Below are 16,088 nucleotides of genomic sequence, written 5' to 3' on the forward strand. Positions count from 1 at the left end.
TGATCCGGCCCGGGGGAGCGGCACCGGTTCGCGCCGGTGGCGCTCCCTCGTGCGGGTGAGCGTAGGCGAGCCTCCACCAATATGGTCCGATAGGCGGCCATTGTGGCGGCCCGTCAGCTCTCCGTGATCGCGTGCACAGACGGGCAGGTACTTCGATGGCTCTCACCAGACGCCGACTTCTCAGCACCGCCGGCGCGGGGGCGGCGGCACTCGGGCTCCACGCCGCCGGGTTCACCTCCGGTACCGCCTGGGCCGCCCCCCGCTTCGCCGCCGACCCGTTCAGCCTGGGTGTCGCCTCGGGCGACCCGCTGCCGGACGGCGTCGTGCTGTGGACGCGCCTGGCCCCCGACCCGCTGGCGGTGGACGGCCTCGGCGGCATGCCGCCGCAGTCGGTCACCGTCGAGTGGGAAGTCGCCCGCGACGAGGCGTTCTCCGACGTCGTCCAGCGCGGCGAGACCTCCGCCGTGCCCGAGCTGGCGCACTCCGTCCACGTCGAGGTGACCGGCCTGGAGCCGCGCCACGACTACTTCTACCGCTTCCGCGCGGGCACCGACATCAGCCCGGCCGGCCGGACCCGTACCGCCCCCGACCCCCGGGAGACGGCGGCGGCGCTGTCGTTCGCGTTCGCGTCCTGCCAGTGCTGGTACGAGGGCTTCTACACCGCGTACCGCCACATGGCCGCCGAGGACCTGGACTTCGTGATCCACCTCGGCGACTACCTGTACGAGTACGGCGTCGGGCCGACCGGAGGCGTCCGCGGCGTCAGCCTCGACGCCTCGTTCCAGCGCGAGACCTACACGCTGTCGGAGTACCGCAACCGGTACGCCCTCACCCGCACCGACGCCGACCTCCAGGCCGCGCACCTCGCGTTCCCGTGGGTGCTGACCTGGGACGACCACGAGGTGGAGAACAACTGGGCCGGGGACATCGCCCAGAAGGACAGCGACGGCTTCCCCGACAGCGACGTGGACAGCTTCCGCGCCCGCAAGGCCGCCGCGTTCCAGGCGTACTACGAGCACCTGCCGCTGCGGCTGCCGCAGAAGCCGGAGGGCGCCGAGGTCGCCATGTACCGGCGGCTGCGCTTCGGCACCCTGATGGAGCTGCACGTCCTGGACACCCGCTCGTACCGCGACGACCAGGTCTGCGGCGACGGCACCGAGTCCGGCTGCGACGCCGAACGCTCCGACCCGTCGCGCTCCATCCTCGGCGACACCCAGGAGCGGTGGCTGCTCGACGGCGCCGCCGCCACGGACGCGAGCTGGAACGTGCTGGCCAACCAGACCCTGATCGCCCAGGTCGACCAGGACCCCGACCCGGACGTCGTCTCCTCCGGTCTCGACATGTGGGACGGCTACACCGCCGCCCGCGACCGGCTGCTGACCGGCCTGTACGAGAGCCGCGCCAACAACCCGGTGGTGCTGACCGGCGACATCCACCGCAGCGTCGTCGCCGACCTCAAGCTGGACTTCGCCGACGCGTCCTCGCCGGTCGTGGCCACCGAGTTCGCCGGAACGTCCATCAGCTCGGGCGGCGACGGCGAACCCATGGACGACAAGGGCTACGACTGGATGGCCGCCGGCGTCAACCCGCACCTGAAGTGGCACAACTCGCAGCGCGGCTACACCGTCGTGCGCCTGTCCCACGAGGAACTGCGGGCCTCCTACCGCGTGCTGCCCTACGTCACCACCCCCGGCGCCGGCGTCCAGACCGCCGCCGGGTTCACGGTCGAGACGGGCAACCCCGGCGCCTTCTGGGGCTGACACCTCCGCACCACACCGCACCACACCACACCGCGCCCCGGCCCGCCGCTTCCGTCCCGACCGCGCGCCCGGAAGATGGCATGCTGGTAAGTCCGGCTCCGCGGAGGGGAGATGGCAGTGGACGCACTCGTGGTGGCGCAGCAGGCCGCGCCCTACGTCATGGCCGCGGTCGGGGCCTACGGCACCGCCGCGCTGACCCGGGCGGCGGACGCCGGGGTCGATTCGACGCTCTCGGTGGGCCGGCGCGTCCTGTGGCGCGTCCTGCGGCGCGAGGAGAGCAGGGAAGGCATCGAGGACGCGGTCCGCGACCTCGCCGGGGCGCCGGACGACGAGGACTTCCAGGCCGTGCTGCGCGCCCGGATCAAGCGGGCCCTGCTCGACGACCCCGCCCTCACCGCGGACCTCGCCCGGCTGTTGCCCCCGGCGGCGGGCGGAACGACGTTCGTCGCCGGTGGCACCGGAGCCGTCGCCGTCCAGGAGAACTCCGGGATCATCAGCACCGGCGAGCAGAGCACCATCACGGCGCGATGATCGAGGCGTCCGGGACCGGCGCGGTCGCCGTCGGCGTCAACCGCGGCCTTGTCAGCACGGGCGCCGGCGCCGTCATCCATCACCGCGCCGTCCACCTGCCCGGCGAGGCGGTCCGTCCGCCCGCCGACATCCAGGCACCGCCCGGCCTCACCAACCTGCCCGCGCCCGGCAGCGCCGTCTTCGTCGGCCGGGAGGAGGACATGGCCCGGCTCGGCGCCACGCTCGACGACGGCCCCGGCGCCTCCGCCGTCCTGCACGGCCTCGGCGGCGTCGGCAAGACCACCCTCGCCCTTCAATACGCCCACCTGCACCGCGACCGCTACAACCCGATCTGGTGGATCCCGGCCGAGACCCCCGACGGCATCGTCCTCTCCCTCGCCGCCCTCGCGGCGCGCCTGGACCCGTACGCCGACCTTGCCGCCGCCGCCAGCACCGACGGCGCGGCCTGGGCGACGGCCTGGCTCCAGAGCCACCACGGCTGGCTGCTGATCTTCGACAACGCCGAGTCCCCGGCCGACCTCGCCCCGGTGATCGGCCCGCTCGGCACCGGCCGCCACCTCGTCACCACCCGCCGCGCCGGCGGATGGCACCACCTGGCCCGGCCCCAGCGGCTGCACACCCTCGACCCCGACACCGCGATCGACCTGCTCATGGCCGCCAGCGGCAGCGGCGGCGACGAGACCTGGGCGGACGTGGCCGCCGAACTCGGCCACCTCCCGCTTGCCCTCGAACAGGCCGCCGCCTACATCCAGCACACCGCCCTCACCCCCGCCGCCTACCTGGAACGGCTCCGCCGCCACCCGGCCCGGATGTTCGCCGCCGCGCCCGACGGCCGGCAGCGGACCGTGGCCCGCGTCTGGCAGCTCTCCCTGAGCGCCGTCGCCGCCCGCCAGCCGCTCGCCCTCGACATCCTGCGGACGTTCGCCTGGCTCGGCCCGGACGCCCTGCCGCGCGACCTGGCCTACGCGCTGGCCGACGACCCGATCGCGGTGGACGAGGCGCTGGCGGCGCTGGCCGCGTACAGCCTGATCACGCTCACGCCCGACACGTTCGCCATCCACCGGCTCGTGCAGGGGGTCGTCCGCGAGGGCCCGGCCGGGGCGACCGCGCACGCGCGCCGGCAGGCCATCGTGCTGCTGGGCGCGGCGCTGCCTGGCGACCCGCTGTTCAACGTGGCGGGCTGGCCGCGCTGGCGGGCCCTGCTGCCGCACGTCGAGGCGCTCGTCGGCCTGATCGACCCGGCCGAGGACGGCGAGTGGACCGAGGGCATCCTGCTCGCCGCCGCCACGTTCCTCCTCCAGGAGGGCCGCCTGGAACGGGCCACGGAGTTCGCCGAACGCTCGGTGGCCGCCTCGGAACGCCTCCGAGGCCCGGACCACCCGCGCACGCTCGCCGCGCGCGGCGTCCTGGCGAGCGTCTACCGCGCCGGCGGCGACCTGACGGCCGCGACCCCGCTGCACGTGCGGAACCTGGCCGACGCCGAACGCCTCCTGGGCCCCGACCACCCCGACACCCTGGCCGCGCGCGGCAACCTCGCCTACCTCCACGGCCTGACCGGCGACTTGGCCCGTGCCACCGCGCTGCACGAGCGGAACCTCGCCGCGTACGAACGGACCCTCGGCCCGGACCACCCGCACACCCTGGCCGCGCGCGGCAACCTGGCGAGCGCCTACCGCGCGGCAGGCGACCCGGCCGCGGCGGTCCCGCTCCACGAGCGGAACCTCACGGAGTACGAGCGCGTCCTCGGCCCCGGCCACCCCGAGACGATCACGGCCCGCTCCAACCTGGCCTGCACCTACCAGACGGCGGGCGACGTGTCCCGGGCGATTCCCCTCCACGAGGACGTCCTGACCGCCCGGACGCGCCTCCTGGGCCCCGCCCACCCCCACACCGCCTTGGCCCGCGACCTTCTGGCCACCGCCCGCGAGGCGGCGCGGCGGGCGTGAGGCGCGGGCCGGCGCGGCGCGTCAGTCCCCGGCCCGCGCCACGCCCACCGGGCAGGACAGGCCGGTGCCGCCGAGGCCGCAGTAGCCGGACGGGTTCTTGTCGAGGTACTGCTGGTGGTAGTCCTCGGCCGGATAGAACGGGCGCGGGCCGGCCGGGAGGATCTCGGTGGTGATGCCGCCGTAGCCCGAGGCCGACAGGACGTCCTGGTAGGCCGCGCGGGACGCCTCCGCCGTGGCGTGCTGGGCGGGGGAGTGGGTGTGGATCGCCGACCGGTACTGGGTGCCGATGTCGTTGCCCTGGCGGAAGCCCTGGGTCGGGTCGTGGGACTCCCAGAAGATCTTCAGCAGATCGTCGTAGGAGACCTTCGCCGGGTCGAAGACCACGCGGACGGCCTCGGTGTGGCCGGTCATGCCCGAGCAGACCTCTTCGTACGTCGGGTGGGTCGTGCTGCCGCCCTGGTAGCCGGCCAGGGTCGTCCAGACGCCCGGGGTGCGCCAGAAGCGCCGCTCGGCGCCCCAGAAGCAGCCCAGCGCGAAGTCCGCCACCTCGAAGCCCTCCGGGTAGGGGCCCAGCAGGGGCGTGCCCAGGACGGTGTGCCGGTCGGGAACGCGGAACGCCGGCTCCGCGCGGCCCGGCAGGGCTTCCTCCGGGGTGGGGAGGCGAGTCTTGAAGGCGTACACCATGGGTCTCGTCGTCCTTCCTCGGTCCTTCACTGTCCGGCGATCGCCATGGCGCGGTAGGCGGCGTACGCCGCTGCCGGGTCGTCGCCCTCCACCCAGGGGATCGCTCCCACATAACCGTCGATCGCCCGTACCTGTTCCGCCGCCTCCGGGTACCGCTCCGCGCGCACCAGGAAACACAGCAGCAGGTGGCGCACGTGCGGCTCCACCGGGTGGTCCGGGCGGGCGGTGTTCACGGCGTACTGCGCGGCCTCGACGGCGTCCCGGATGACCGTGCCCCGGTACATGCCGGGGGAGAGCTGCACCTCGGGCAGGTGCTCGTAGACCGCGAACAGCGGCAGCGCGGCCAGCAGACTGCCCTCGGGCGCGTCCGCCGCCGCGGACCGGGCGAACTCCTCGGCGTCGGCGCGCGAGCCGTGCCACTTCTCCGACAGGTACGGCAGCGCCGCGAGGTGCGCGCCCATGTGCTGGTGGTCGCGCCGCAGGATCGTCTCCCACAGCGCGTCGAAGTCCGACCGCCGGTAGCTCAGCCCGCGGGCGATGAACAGCTCCGTGATGTACGGGACCGGGTCCTGCGGCGCCAGCCGGGCGGCCTCGCCGCACACCGTCCGCGCCTCCTCCAGGATGATCCGGTACTCCGCCGCGCCGGGATCGGCCATCGCCTGCCACACCAGGAACTGCGCGTACACCTGCGCGCCGCCCGCGTCGTTCGGCTCGTCGGCCCGCCAGCGCCGCAGCCAGCCCGCGTCGTGGCCGCCGGCCGGCTCGCCCTCGGCCCGCCACCGGGACAGCTCCCGCGCCGCCGCGCCGGCCACCGACTGCACGCGCTGCCAGCGCAGCTCGGCGTCGTCGGTGAGCGCCAGCAGCCGGCCGGCCGGACGCCAGTCCCGCGTGCGCCGTGTCTCCTCCAGGGCGGCGACCAGCTCCGGGTCGGGGCCCGGCAGCCGCACGTCGAGCTGGTCGACGGGGACCAGCCCGCCGCCGGCACCGGCGCCGTCCTTGCCCAGGGACACCCCGTCCGCCGGGCGGCCCGGCGGCCAGGACCGTTCCTCGGCCGCCGCGGCGGCCCGCTCCAGCTCCCGCCGTTCCCCGCGCCGCCGGAGCGCCGGCAGCACCACGAACCCGAAGACGGCGGTCAGGGCGATCAGCAACCAAAGGGCTTCCATCGCGGCGCGGCTCCCCCTCCTTCGATGTCTGTGAACACCTTATGTCGCCCGGCGCCGCGCCCGCGGCCCGGCGGCTGGTCCCCGCCCGGGCGCACTACCGTGGTCGCATGAGCGAGCAGCACAGTCGTCAGCGTTTCGAGACCGCGGCCATCCACGCCGGGCAGGAACCCGACCCGGTGACGGGCGCGGTGGTCCCGCCGATCCACCAGGTCTCCACGTTCAAGCAGGACGGCGTGGGCGGTCTGCGCGGCGGCTACGAGTACAGCCGGTCCGCCAACCCCACCCGCACCGCCCTGGAGGAGAACCTCGCCGCGCTGGAGGGCGGCACCCGCGGCCTGGCGTTCGCCTCGGGCCTGGCGGCCGAGGACTGCCTGCTGCGCACGGTGCTCCGGCCGGGCGACCACCTGGTCATCCCGGACGACGCGTACGGCGGCACGTTCCGCCTCATCACCAAGGTCGCCGAACGCTGGGGCGTGGCCTGGTCGGTGGCCCGCACCTCGGACCCGGCCGCGGTGCGGGCGGCGCTGCGCCCCGAGACCAAGCTGATCTGGGTGGAGACCCCGTCGAACCCGCTGCTGGGCGTCACCGACATCGCGCTCGTCGCGGAGATCGCCCGGTCGGCCGGGGCCCGGCTGGTCGTCGACAACACCTTCGCCAGCCCCTACCTCCAGCAGCCGCTGGCCCTGGGCGCGGACGTGGTCGTGCACTCCACCACCAAGTACCTCGGCGGCCACTCCGACGTGGTCGGCGGCGCGCTGGTCACCTCGGACGCCGGGCTGGCGCAGGAGCTGGCGTTCCACCAGAACGCGATGGGCGCGGTCGCGGGCCCGTTCGACTCGTGGCTGGTGCTGCGCGGCATCAAGACGCTGGCCGTGCGGATGGACCGGCACAGCGCGAACGCCGCCCGGATCGCGGAGGCGCTGGCGGCCCACCCGAGGGTCACGCGGGTGCACTACCCGGGACTGCCGTCGCACCCGGGCCACGAGACCGCCGTCAAGCAGATGCGGGACTTCGGCGGGATGGTGTCGTTCCAGGTCGAGGGCGGGGAGGCGGCGGCGGTCGAGGTCTGCGACCGGGCGCGGCTGTTCATCCTCGGGGAGTCGCTCGGCGGCGTGGAGTCGCTGATCGAGCACCCGGGCCGCATGACGCACGCCTCGGCGGCCGGCTCCGCCCTGGAGGTGCCGGCCGACCTGGTGCGTCTCTCGGTGGGGATCGAGGCCGTGGAGGATCTGCTGGCCGACCTCAGCCAGGCTCTCGGCTGAGGCTCGCCGGCACGGTCGCCTCCGGCCCCGCCTGCGTCTGCATGCGGGAGATCGCGGAGTTGAAGCGGGTGAGGAGCGTGCAGAAGCTGTCGCGCTCCTCCTCCGTCCAGTCGGCGGTGAGGGCCGACACCAGCCTGCGGCGCGAGGTGCGGACCTCCTCCAGGCGGGCGCTGCCGCGCGCGGAGAGCTGGAGCACGACGGCACGGCCGTCCTCCGGGTCCGCGGTGCGGCTGACCAGCCCGGAGTCGACGAGCGGGGCGACCTGCCGGGTCACCGTCGACGAGTCGATGCCCATCCCGGCGGCGAGGGCCTTCACTCCCGTCGGCCCCTGCTGGTCGAGTCTGCTGAGCAGGAGATAGGCGGCGCGGTCCATGGAGTTGCGGGCCGGGCCGAGGCCGCCGAGGCGGGTCTGCTCGGCCCGCCGGGCGAAGACCGCCACCTCGTGCTGGAGCGCGTCGAGGAGGTCGGATTCCTGGGCCGGGGCGGTGACTTGAGTGGGTTCTGTTTCTTTTTCACCTCTTCGAGCCCACGAGGCAGGGAGAAATATCGTTTTGCGTTTTTTCGTTTGAAAAAAAAAAAAGTAATCGATCTCCGTGTCATTTTCGGAGCAGTGCCCCGAGGTCCGCACGATCGTGGTGGGCGTCGGCGGCGGCGGGCTGGCGGCGGGGGTGGCGCTGGCGGTCAAGTCGCTGCGGCCCGGCGTCAGGATCGTGGGGGTGCAGGCGGAGGGGTCGGCGGCCTATCCGCCGTCGCTGGCCGCGGGCCGGCCGGTGACGCTGCCCGAGGTCTCGACCATGGCGGACGGGATGAAGGTGGGCCGGCCGGGCGACGTGCCGTTCCGCCTCGTCCAGGAGCTGGTGGACGAGATCCGCACGGTCTCGGAGGCGTCGCTCTCGGCGGCGCTGCTGCTCTGCCTGGAACGGGCGAAGATGGTGGTCGAGCCGGCCGGGGCGAGCCCGGTGGCCGCGCTGCTGTCGGACCCCTCCGGGTTCACCGGGCCGGTGGTGGTGGTGCTGTCCGGGGGGAACGTCGATCCGGTGGTGCTGGAGCGCAGCCTTCGGCACGGCATGGCGGCGGCCGGGCGCTACCTGTCGCTGCGGCTGCGGCTGCCGGACCGGCCGGGGGTGCTGGCGGCGCTGCTGGGCGAGCTGTCCCGGACCGACGCCAACGTGCTCGCCGTGAACCACGTCCGGACCGACCCCCGGCTCGGGGTCAGCGAGGTGGAGGTGGAGGTGCGGCTGGAGACCCTCGGTCCCGAGCACTGCGCGGAGGTGTCGGCGGCGCTGTCCGCCGCGGGCTACCGGATCCTCGGCTGAGGCCCGCGTCCATGTCCGGCCCCCTGTCGTTCCGCGTGTCCGTCCCGAGCGTCGTCACTCTGATGGACCTATCGCGATACATCGCGTCACTTCTAGACTGGTGAGAGCGGCCACCGCCACTCGTCCGTCACCCGTCCGCCACTCGTCGTCCCGTCCGACCTTGGGAGAGCACATGCCAGGCGCCATCTACGCCGAGGGTCTCGTCAAGACCTTCGGCGATGTCAGGGCACTGGACGGAGTCGACATCGACGTACCGGAGGGCACGGTCCTCGGCCTGCTCGGGCCGAACGGCGCGGGCAAGACGACCACGGTCCGCGTCCTCACCACCCTGATGCGGCCCGACAAGGGCCGGGCCGAGGTGGCCGGTCTGGACGTGCTCAAGTATCCGAACGAAGTGCGCCGGTCCATCGGGCTCTCCGGCCAGTTCGCCGCCGTGGACGACTATCTGACCGGCCGGGAGAACCTCCAGATGGTCGGGCAGCTCTACCAGCTCTCCGCGCGGGACGCCAAGCGCCGGGCCGACGAGCTGCTGGAGCGGTTCAACCTGGCCGAGGCCGCCGACCGCACCGCCAAGACGTACTCGGGCGGCATGCGCCGCCGCCTGGACCTGGCCGCCGCACTGATCATCAGTCCGCCCGTGATGTTCATGGACGAGCCCACCACCGGCCTCGACCCGATGAACCGGCAGGCCCTGTGGGAGGTCATCGAGGAGCTGGTGGCCAGTGGCGCCACGCTGCTGCTCACCACCCAGTATCTGGAGGAGGCCGACCGGCTGGCCGACACCATCGCGGTGGTCGACCACGGCAAGGTCATCGCCCGCGGCACCTCCGACGAGCTGAAGAGCCAGTCAGGCGGCGACGTGGTCGAGGTCGTGGTGCACGACCGGGCGCGCCTGGCCGAGGCCGAGGAGGTGCTCCGGCGCCTGGGCGCCGGCGAGACCACCCGGGTCGAGCACACCCGCAAGCTCGGCGTCCCCGCCCCGGGCGGCGCCAGGACCCTGGCCGAGGTCATCCGGGAGCTGGACGCCCTGGGCATCGAGATGGACGACATCGGCCTGCGCCGCCCGACCCTGGACGACGTGTTCCTCTCCCTCACCGGCCACGCCGCCGGGGCGGACGGCGGCGAGGACCCCCCGCCCGGCGCCGCGCCGGACGGCCCACCCGACGAGAGGGCCCGCACTCGGGACCAGGTCCGGAAGAAGGTGTCGCGATGACCGGCCCCCTGTCCGCCGCGCCCCGCCAGCCCACCGGGCCCCGGCACGCGGCCCGCCCGGACGACCAGCGGATCGGCTTCCGTCAGGGCCTGCGCGACTCCATGATCGTCGCCAAGCGGAACCTGCTGCGGATGATCCGCATCCCCGAGATCGTGATCTTCGGCATGATCCAGCCGATCATGTTCGTGGTCCTGTTCTCGTACGTCTTCGGCGGCTCCATCAACATCCCGGGCGCCGGCCTGGACCGCGAGGCGTACCGGGAGTTCCTGATGGGCGGCATCTTCGCCCAGACCGTCACCTTCGCCACGGCGGGCGCGGGCGCGGGCATCGCCGAGGACATGCAGAAGGGCATCATCGACCGCTTCCGCTCGCTGCCGATGGCGCGCGGCGCCGTCCTGACCGGGCGCACCTTCGCCGACCTGGTGCAGACGGCCGTCACCCTCGTCGTCCTCGCCATCGTCGCCTTCCTGGTCGGCTGGCGCGCCCACGAGGGCCCGACCAAGACGCTGGCCGCCTTCGGGCTGCTGCTGCTCTTCGGCTATGCCTTCACCTGGATCGGCGCCCTGATCGGCCTCACCGTCCGCTCCCCGGAGGCGGCGACGTCCGGCGGCCTGGTCTGGCTGTTCCCGCTGACGTTCATATCCATCGCCTTCGTCCCCTCGGAGAACATGCCGGGCTGGCTCCAGCCCGTCGCTGAGTGGAACCCGTTCAGCGCCACCGTGCTGGCCGTCCGCGAGCTGTTCGGGAATCTGCCGGAGGGCTACCGGGCGCCGGACTCCTGGCCCATGCAGAACCCGGTCCTCGCCTCCGCGCTCTGCTCGGTCGCCGTGATCGTCTTCTTCCGCAAGCAGGCCGTGCGCAAGTACCGGCAGGCCACCGGCTGACGACGGCACGACGGACACCGCGCACAGCGGCACGCGCGACGAAGTCGGCGGGCGCGCGGGGCGCGGCGGGGGGGGGGGGGGGCGCGGGGGGGGGGGGGCGCTGGCTCTTTTACACCTCTCCGCGCCCCCGAGAACCGCGCAAACCTCGTCTGCCGTCCTGTGGTTGCGAGAATAAATCGAACTTAATGGGCGTCATGCGCGCGTAGTTGGTTTTGCGCCTCAGCGTACGCCGCCGGGCCGACGCGCGGATGCGCATTGCGCGATCCCGTGGCACCTGCCCGGCGCGCGGTCGGGACCGCGCGCCGGGTGGATTCGCGCCTGCGACACTTGCGGCATGCCTGTGAACGACCGGCCCGGACTGGACGACGTGCTCGCCGCCCAGAAGACGCTCACCGGTGTCTCCCGGGTGACGGCGCTGGAGGGCAGCCGCCATCTGAGCCGGCTGGTCGGCGCCCCCGTCCACCTCAAGTGCGAGAACCTCCAGCGCACCGGTTCGTTCAAGATCCGCGGCGCCTACACCCGCGTCGCGGGCCTGTCCGCGCCCGAGCGGGAGCGCGGCGTCGTCGCGGCCAGCGCGGGGAACCACGCGCAGGGCGTCGCGCTCGCCGCCGCGCTGCTGGGCGTGCGGGCCACGGTGTTCATGCCGGCCGGCGCCCCGCTGCCGAAGGTGGCCGCCACCCGCGACTACGGCGCCGAGGTGCGGCTGCACGGGCAGGTGGTGGACGAGACGCTGGCCGCCGCCCAGGAGTTCGCCGCCACCACCGGTGCCGTGCTGATCCACCCCTTCGACCACCCGGACGTGGTGGCCGGGCAGGGCACGCTGGGGCTGGAGATCCTGGAGCAGTGCCCCGAGGTCCGCACGATCGTGGTGCCGCCGGGGGCGGGGGGAGTGGGCGCTAGGAGCGGGAGGCTCCGCGCTCGCCCCTCCCGTCGCCGGCGGCACCGGCGGTGGCCGTGTGCTGTTCCTGGGCCTCCAGCACGGAGATCCTTCTCAGGTGCTTGCTCATGGACTTGAGCAGCAGCCACACGGCCACGCCCAGCACCGCGAACACGATGAAGCCGAGCACGCCCGGTGTCACGGTGTACTCGTTGAGTTCCTCGGCAGCAAGGGGCAGCAAGTCAGTCATCCCTCAATTCTGGCGGATGCCGGCGAAGAGGTCCGACTCGGGGAGCGACGTATCCACACGGGAGCGCGCCAGCTCGTAGTCCTCGGTCGGCCAGACCTCCTGCTGGATGTCCATCGGCACCTTGAACCAGCCGCCGTCCGGATCGATCTGGGTGGCGTGCGCGATCAGCGCCTTGTCGCGCACGGGGAAGAACTCCCCGCACGGCACCCGGGTGGTGAGCTGCCGGTCGGGCCAGTCGACCTCGTCCCAGCGCTTGAGCCACTCCCCGTAGGGCGACTCCAGACCGCGGTCCAGCATGGCCTGGTGCAGGGCGACGGTGCGCGGCCGGGAGAAGCCCTGGTTGTAGTAGAGCTTCAGCGGCTGCCACGGCTCGCCCGCGTCCGGATAGCGCGCGGGGTCGCCGGCGGCCTCGAAGGCGACCATGGAGATCTTGTGGGTCATGATGTGGTCGGGATGCGGGTAGCCGCCGTTCTCGTCGTACGTGGTGATCACCTGCGGCCGGAACGACCGGATCAGGCGCACCAGCGGCTCGGCCGCGGCGTCCACGTCCTGGAGGGCGAAGCAGCCCTCGGGCAGCGGCGGCAGCGGGTCGCCCTCCGGCAGCCCCGAGTCGACGAAGCCGAGCCACTCCTGCCGCACACCCAGGATCTCCCGGGCCTCGGCCATCTCGCGGGCCCGCACCTCGTGGATGTGCTCCTCCAGATAGGGGTCGCCCTGGAGCTTGGGGTTGAGGATGGAGCCGCGCTCCCCGCCCGTGCACGTCGCCACCAGGACGTCCACCCCCTCTGACACGTATTTGGCCATGGTGGCGGCGCCCTTGCTGGACTCGTCGTCCGGGTGGGCGTGCACGGCCATGAGCCGAAGCTGCTCGGTCAACGCTCGGTCCTCGTCCTCGTCCGTCAGGTCACTCGTCGGCGTGGGGCACACGCCTTCTATAGTGACTGATGGACCGCTGTCGCTATTCCGAGTTTCCGAGGACCGACCGTCATGGCTGACGCGCGTGTGAAGCCGCCCGAGGGGCGGTACGGCCGCTCCGGCACGGCCGACGCCGTGACCGACCGGCGGCTGAAGATCATCGGTGCCGTGCTCGGGGCGGCGTTGCTCGGTTTCGTGGCCTGGGCCGGGGTGTCGTACATCTCGGGGCAGAAGGTCACCGGCGAGCTGACCGGCTTCCAGGTGGTCTCGGACGCCGAGATCGAGGTCAACATCGCGATCCGCAAGCCGTCCGGCACCGACGGCGTCTGCACCGTACGGGCCCAGGCCGAGGACGGCCTGGAGGTCGGCCGCGCCGATTTCCGGTTCGACGAGGACGTGGATAGTGTGCACCGGTCCGTGACGCTCAGGACCACGGAGCGTGCCACGGCCGCCGAGCTGATGGGCTGTACGGAGGCCACGTCAGCCGCACGCTGAGTTGTGACGGGTTTGTGTTCGGCAGCGGAGGGTAATTTCTCCGCACACATCGACGGTCGTTGTTAGAGTCGACTTTTCGATCGATGTAACGCCCGCCCAGGAGCGCACCGAGTCCGGGTCGGGCGCTTGTTTTTATCCCCTCTCTCTTTACCCGAGGAGCACCTGTGACGCAGACCAGCGACACTGTCACCTGGCTGACCCAGGAGGCGTATGACCAGCTCAAGGCCGAGCTGGATCACCTGTCGGGTCCTGCCCGCGTCGAGATCGCGAAGAAGATCGAGCAGGCGCGAGAAGAGGGCGACCTCAAGGAGAACGCCGGTTACCACGCGGCCAAGGAGGAGCAGGGCAAGATGGAGGCGCGGGTGCGCCAGCTCACCCAGCTCTTGGAGAGCGCGCAGGTCGGCGAGGCCCCCGCGGACACCGGTGTGGTGGCCCCCGGCATGGTCGTGACCATCGCCTTCGACGGCGACCCGGACGACACGATGACGTTCCTGCTGGCCTCCCGCGAGTTCGCCACCTCGGACATCGAGACCTACTCGCCCCAGTCGCCGCTCGGCAGCGGGGTGAAGGGCAAGAAGGTCGGCGACGAGGCCGAGTACACGCTGCCCAACGGCAACGTCGCCCGGGTCAAGGTCCTGGAGGCCAAGCCCTACCAGGCGGCCTGAGCCCGCCGCCCGGTGCAGGATGGACCCATGGCCAACCGACTCGCCGGCGAGACCTCGCCCTACCTCCTCCAGCACGCGGACAACCCCGTCGACTGGTGGCCGTGGCGCGCCGAGGCGTTCGCCGAGGCACGGCGGCGGGACGTGCCCGTCCTGCTGAGCGTCGGGTACGCCAGTTGCCACTGGTGTCATGTGATGGCGCGCGAGAGCTTCGAGGACGAGAGCGTCGCGGCCTACCTGAACAGCCGCTTCGTCCCGGTGAAGGTGGACCGGGAGGAGCGGCCGGACGTCGACGCGGTCTACATGGAGGCCGTCCAGGCCGCGACCGGGCAGGGCGGCTGGCCGATGACCGTCTTCATGACGCCGGACGGCGAGCCGTTCTACTTCGGCACCTACTTCCCGCCCGAGCCCCGCTCGGGCATGCCGTCGTTCGCGCAGCTCCTGGAGGGCGTGCACGCTGCCTGGACCGACCGGCGGGGCGAGGTCGACCAGGTCGCGGCGCAGATCACCCGGGAGCTGGCGGACCGGCGGCTGTCGTACGACGCCCCGGGGCCGCCCGGCGCGGAGGACCTGGCCGCGGCGGTGCGCGCGCTGGACGGCGAGTTCGACGTGGCGCACGGCGGGTTCGGCGGGGCGCCGAAGTTCCCGCCGGCCATGACACTGGAGTTCCTGCTGCGCCACCACGCGCGCACCGGTTCGGCCGACGCGCTGCGGATGGTCGAGGCGACCTGCGAGGCGATGGCGCGCGGCGGCATCTACGACCAGCTCGGCGGCGGCTTCGCGCGGTACGCGGTGGACGCGACGTGGACCGTGCCGCACTTCGAGAAGATGCTGTACGACAACGCGCTGCTGGCCCGCGTGTACACGCACCTGTGGCGGGCCACCGGCTCGGTGTTCGCGCGGCGGATCGCCCTGGAGACGGCGGACTTCATGGTCCGCGAGCTGCGCACCGCCGAGGGCGGTCTGGCCTCCGCGCTGGACGCGGACAGCGAGCGGCCGGACGGCGGCGGCCACGCCGAGGGCGCGTTCTACGTGTGGACGCCCGAGGAGATGGCCGAGGCCGGTGCCGGGGACGCGGCCGGGGCGTACGGCGTCACCCGGGCCGGCACGTTCGAGGCGGGCGACTCGGTGCTGCGGCTGCCGGGTGCCGAACCGCCGCCCGGGCTGCGCGAGCGGCTGCTCGCCGCGCGCGCCGCGCGGCCGAGGCCGGAGCGGGACGACAAGGTGGTGGCCGCGTGGAACGGCCTGGCCGGCGCCGCGCTCGCCGAGACGGGCGTCTGTTTCGACCGCCCCGACCTCGTCGCGGCGGCCACGGACGCCGCCGGGCTGCTGGTGCGGGTCCACCTTGGCGCGGACGGCCGGCTGACGCGCACCTCGCGCGACGGGCGGCCGGGGGCGAGCGCGGGCGTGCTGGACGACTACGGCGACGTCGCCGAGGGCTTCCTCGCGCTGTACGCGGTGACCGGCGACCGGCCGTGGCTGGACCGGGCGGGGACGCTGCTGGAGACGGTGCTCACGCGGTTCACCGGCGACGACGGCGCGCTGTACGACACGGCGGACGACGCGGAGGAGCTGATCCGCCGCCCCCAGGACCCGACCGACGGCGCGACGCCGTCCGGCTGGACGGCGGCGGCCGGGGCGCTGCTGTCGTACGCCGCGTACACCGGCAGCGGGCGGCACCGCGCGGCGGCCGAACGGGCGCTGGGCATCGTCCGTGCGCTGGGCCCGCGCGCCCCGCGCTTCATCGGCTGGGGCCTGGCGGTGGCGGAGGCGGCCCTCGACGGGCCGCGCGAGGTCGCCGTCGTCGGCCCGCGGAACGACCCGGCGACGGCGGAACTGCACCGCGCGGCGCTCGTCGCGACGGCCCCCGGCGCGGTGATCGCCCGTGGCGAGCCGGACGTCCCCGGCGCCCCGCCGCTCCTGGCGGACCGCCCGCTGCGCGACGGCCGGGCCACGGCGTACGTGTGCCGGGGCTTCGTCTGCTCGGCGCCGACCACCGACCCGGCGGAGCTGGCGGCCCAGCTCCGCTGAACGCGCCGCGCGGCCGGTCACGTCGGCCAGGTCGCCGGTGGCGGCGAGGCGGGTCCGCAGGGTGGCCACCGCGCGGTCGATCACATCGGTCAGGTCGTC

13 protein-coding genes and 2 pseudogenes are annotated in these 16,088 nt (G+C 73.5%); 11 read left to right on the forward strand and 4 right to left on the reverse strand.

The features are described 5' to 3' along the window. Positions 1-155: 155 nt before the first annotated feature. From BN2279_RS23935 to BN2279_RS23945, 3 genes are all read left to right on the forward strand, one after another. Complete coding sequence (locus BN2279_RS23935) at positions 156-1,760, forward strand: alkaline phosphatase D family protein (RefSeq protein WP_059013129.1); 1,605 nt, start codon at positions 156-158, stop codon at positions 1,758-1,760. Positions 1,761-1,871: 111 nt separating this feature from the next. Next, positions 1,872-2,291, forward strand: coding sequence for a hypothetical protein (locus BN2279_RS23940; RefSeq protein ID WP_234348074.1), 420 nt, complete (start codon positions 1,872-1,874; stop codon positions 2,289-2,291). After that, entirely contained in the window at positions 2,288-4,237 is a 1,950-nt protein-coding gene (locus tag BN2279_RS23945; protein WP_059013131.1) for a tetratricopeptide repeat protein, read from the forward strand. The genes BN2279_RS23940 and BN2279_RS23945 overlap by 4 nt, the downstream gene beginning before the upstream one ends. A gap of 21 nt (positions 4,238-4,258) precedes the next feature. Here BN2279_RS23945 and msrA read toward each other — a convergent pair whose 3' ends face one another. Beyond that, positions 4,259-4,921: a peptide-methionine (S)-S-oxide reductase MsrA gene (msrA, locus tag BN2279_RS23950; RefSeq protein ID WP_059013132.1), complete on the reverse strand. Its 663-nt coding sequence runs from the start codon at positions 4,919-4,921 to the stop codon at positions 4,259-4,261. Between the two features lie 26 nt (positions 4,922-4,947). Beyond that, a complete protein-coding gene (locus tag BN2279_RS23955; RefSeq protein ID WP_059013133.1) occupies positions 4,948-6,084 on the reverse strand; it encodes a hypothetical protein in 1,137 nt (378 codons plus the stop codon). A gap of 107 nt (positions 6,085-6,191) precedes the next feature. Here BN2279_RS23955 and BN2279_RS23960 point away from each other — a divergent pair, with 107 nt between their 5' ends. Next, a complete protein-coding gene (locus tag BN2279_RS23960; protein WP_059013630.1) occupies positions 6,192-7,346 on the forward strand; it encodes a cystathionine gamma-synthase in 1,155 nt (384 codons plus the stop codon). On the opposite strand, the gene BN2279_RS23965 is transcribed toward BN2279_RS23960, so the two are convergent. Next, a complete protein-coding gene (locus BN2279_RS23965; RefSeq protein ID WP_059013134.1) occupies positions 7,327-7,785 on the reverse strand; it encodes a MarR family winged helix-turn-helix transcriptional regulator in 459 nt (152 codons plus the stop codon). The two genes, BN2279_RS23960 and BN2279_RS23965, sit on opposite strands and share 20 nt — an antisense overlap. A gap of 163 nt (positions 7,786-7,948) precedes the next feature. Between BN2279_RS23965 and BN2279_RS23970 the strand changes: the two are divergent. From BN2279_RS23970 to BN2279_RS23985, 4 genes and pseudogenes are all read left to right on the forward strand, one after another. After that, a pseudogene (locus BN2279_RS23970) lies at positions 7,949-8,662 on the forward strand (pyridoxal-phosphate dependent enzyme); the annotation flags it as partial. Between the two features lie 172 nt (positions 8,663-8,834). Continuing rightward, positions 8,835-9,875 (forward strand): ATP-binding cassette domain-containing protein, encoded by a 1,041-nt coding sequence (locus BN2279_RS23975; protein WP_059013135.1) that lies wholly within the window; start codon positions 8,835-8,837, stop codon positions 9,873-9,875. Next, positions 9,872-10,759 carry an ABC transporter permease gene (locus BN2279_RS23980; protein WP_079032456.1) on the forward strand — a complete coding sequence of 296 codons (888 nt, stop codon included), beginning with the start codon at positions 9,872-9,874 and terminating at the stop codon, positions 10,757-10,759. The genes BN2279_RS23975 and BN2279_RS23980 overlap by 4 nt, the downstream gene beginning before the upstream one ends. 334 nt (positions 10,760-11,093) lie before the next feature. Further along, positions 11,094-11,657 (forward strand): annotated as a pseudogene (locus BN2279_RS23985) (threonine ammonia-lyase); the annotation flags it as partial. 232 nt (positions 11,658-11,889) lie between these two features. On the opposite strand, the gene mca reads toward BN2279_RS23985, so the two are convergent. Further along, positions 11,890-12,762: a mycothiol conjugate amidase Mca gene (gene mca, locus BN2279_RS23990; RefSeq protein WP_059013136.1), complete on the reverse strand. Its 873-nt coding sequence runs from the start codon at positions 12,760-12,762 to the stop codon at positions 11,890-11,892. Positions 12,763-12,873: 111 nt separating this feature from the next. Here mca and BN2279_RS23995 point away from each other — a divergent pair, with 111 nt between their 5' ends. The 3 genes from BN2279_RS23995 to BN2279_RS24005 all read left to right on the forward strand — a co-directional run bounded on the left by BN2279_RS23995 (position 12,874) and on the right by BN2279_RS24005 (position 15,989). Beyond that, on the forward strand, positions 12,874-13,296 hold the full coding sequence (locus BN2279_RS23995; protein WP_059013137.1) for a DUF4307 domain-containing protein: 423 nt from the start codon (positions 12,874-12,876) through the stop codon (positions 13,294-13,296). Positions 13,297-13,460: 164 nt separating this feature from the next. Beyond that, entirely contained in the window at positions 13,461-13,961 is a 501-nt protein-coding gene (gene greA, locus BN2279_RS24000) for a transcription elongation factor GreA (RefSeq protein WP_059013138.1), read from the forward strand. Between the two features lie 27 nt (positions 13,962-13,988). Further along, a complete protein-coding gene (locus BN2279_RS24005) occupies positions 13,989-15,989 on the forward strand; it encodes a thioredoxin domain-containing protein (protein ID WP_059013139.1) in 2,001 nt (666 codons plus the stop codon). Positions 15,990-16,088 lie beyond the last annotated feature (99 nt).

The sequence above is a fragment of the Streptomyces specialis genome, from assembly GCF_001493375.1.
GTDB lineage: Bacteria > Actinomycetota > Actinomycetes > Streptomycetales > Streptomycetaceae > Streptomyces > Streptomyces specialis.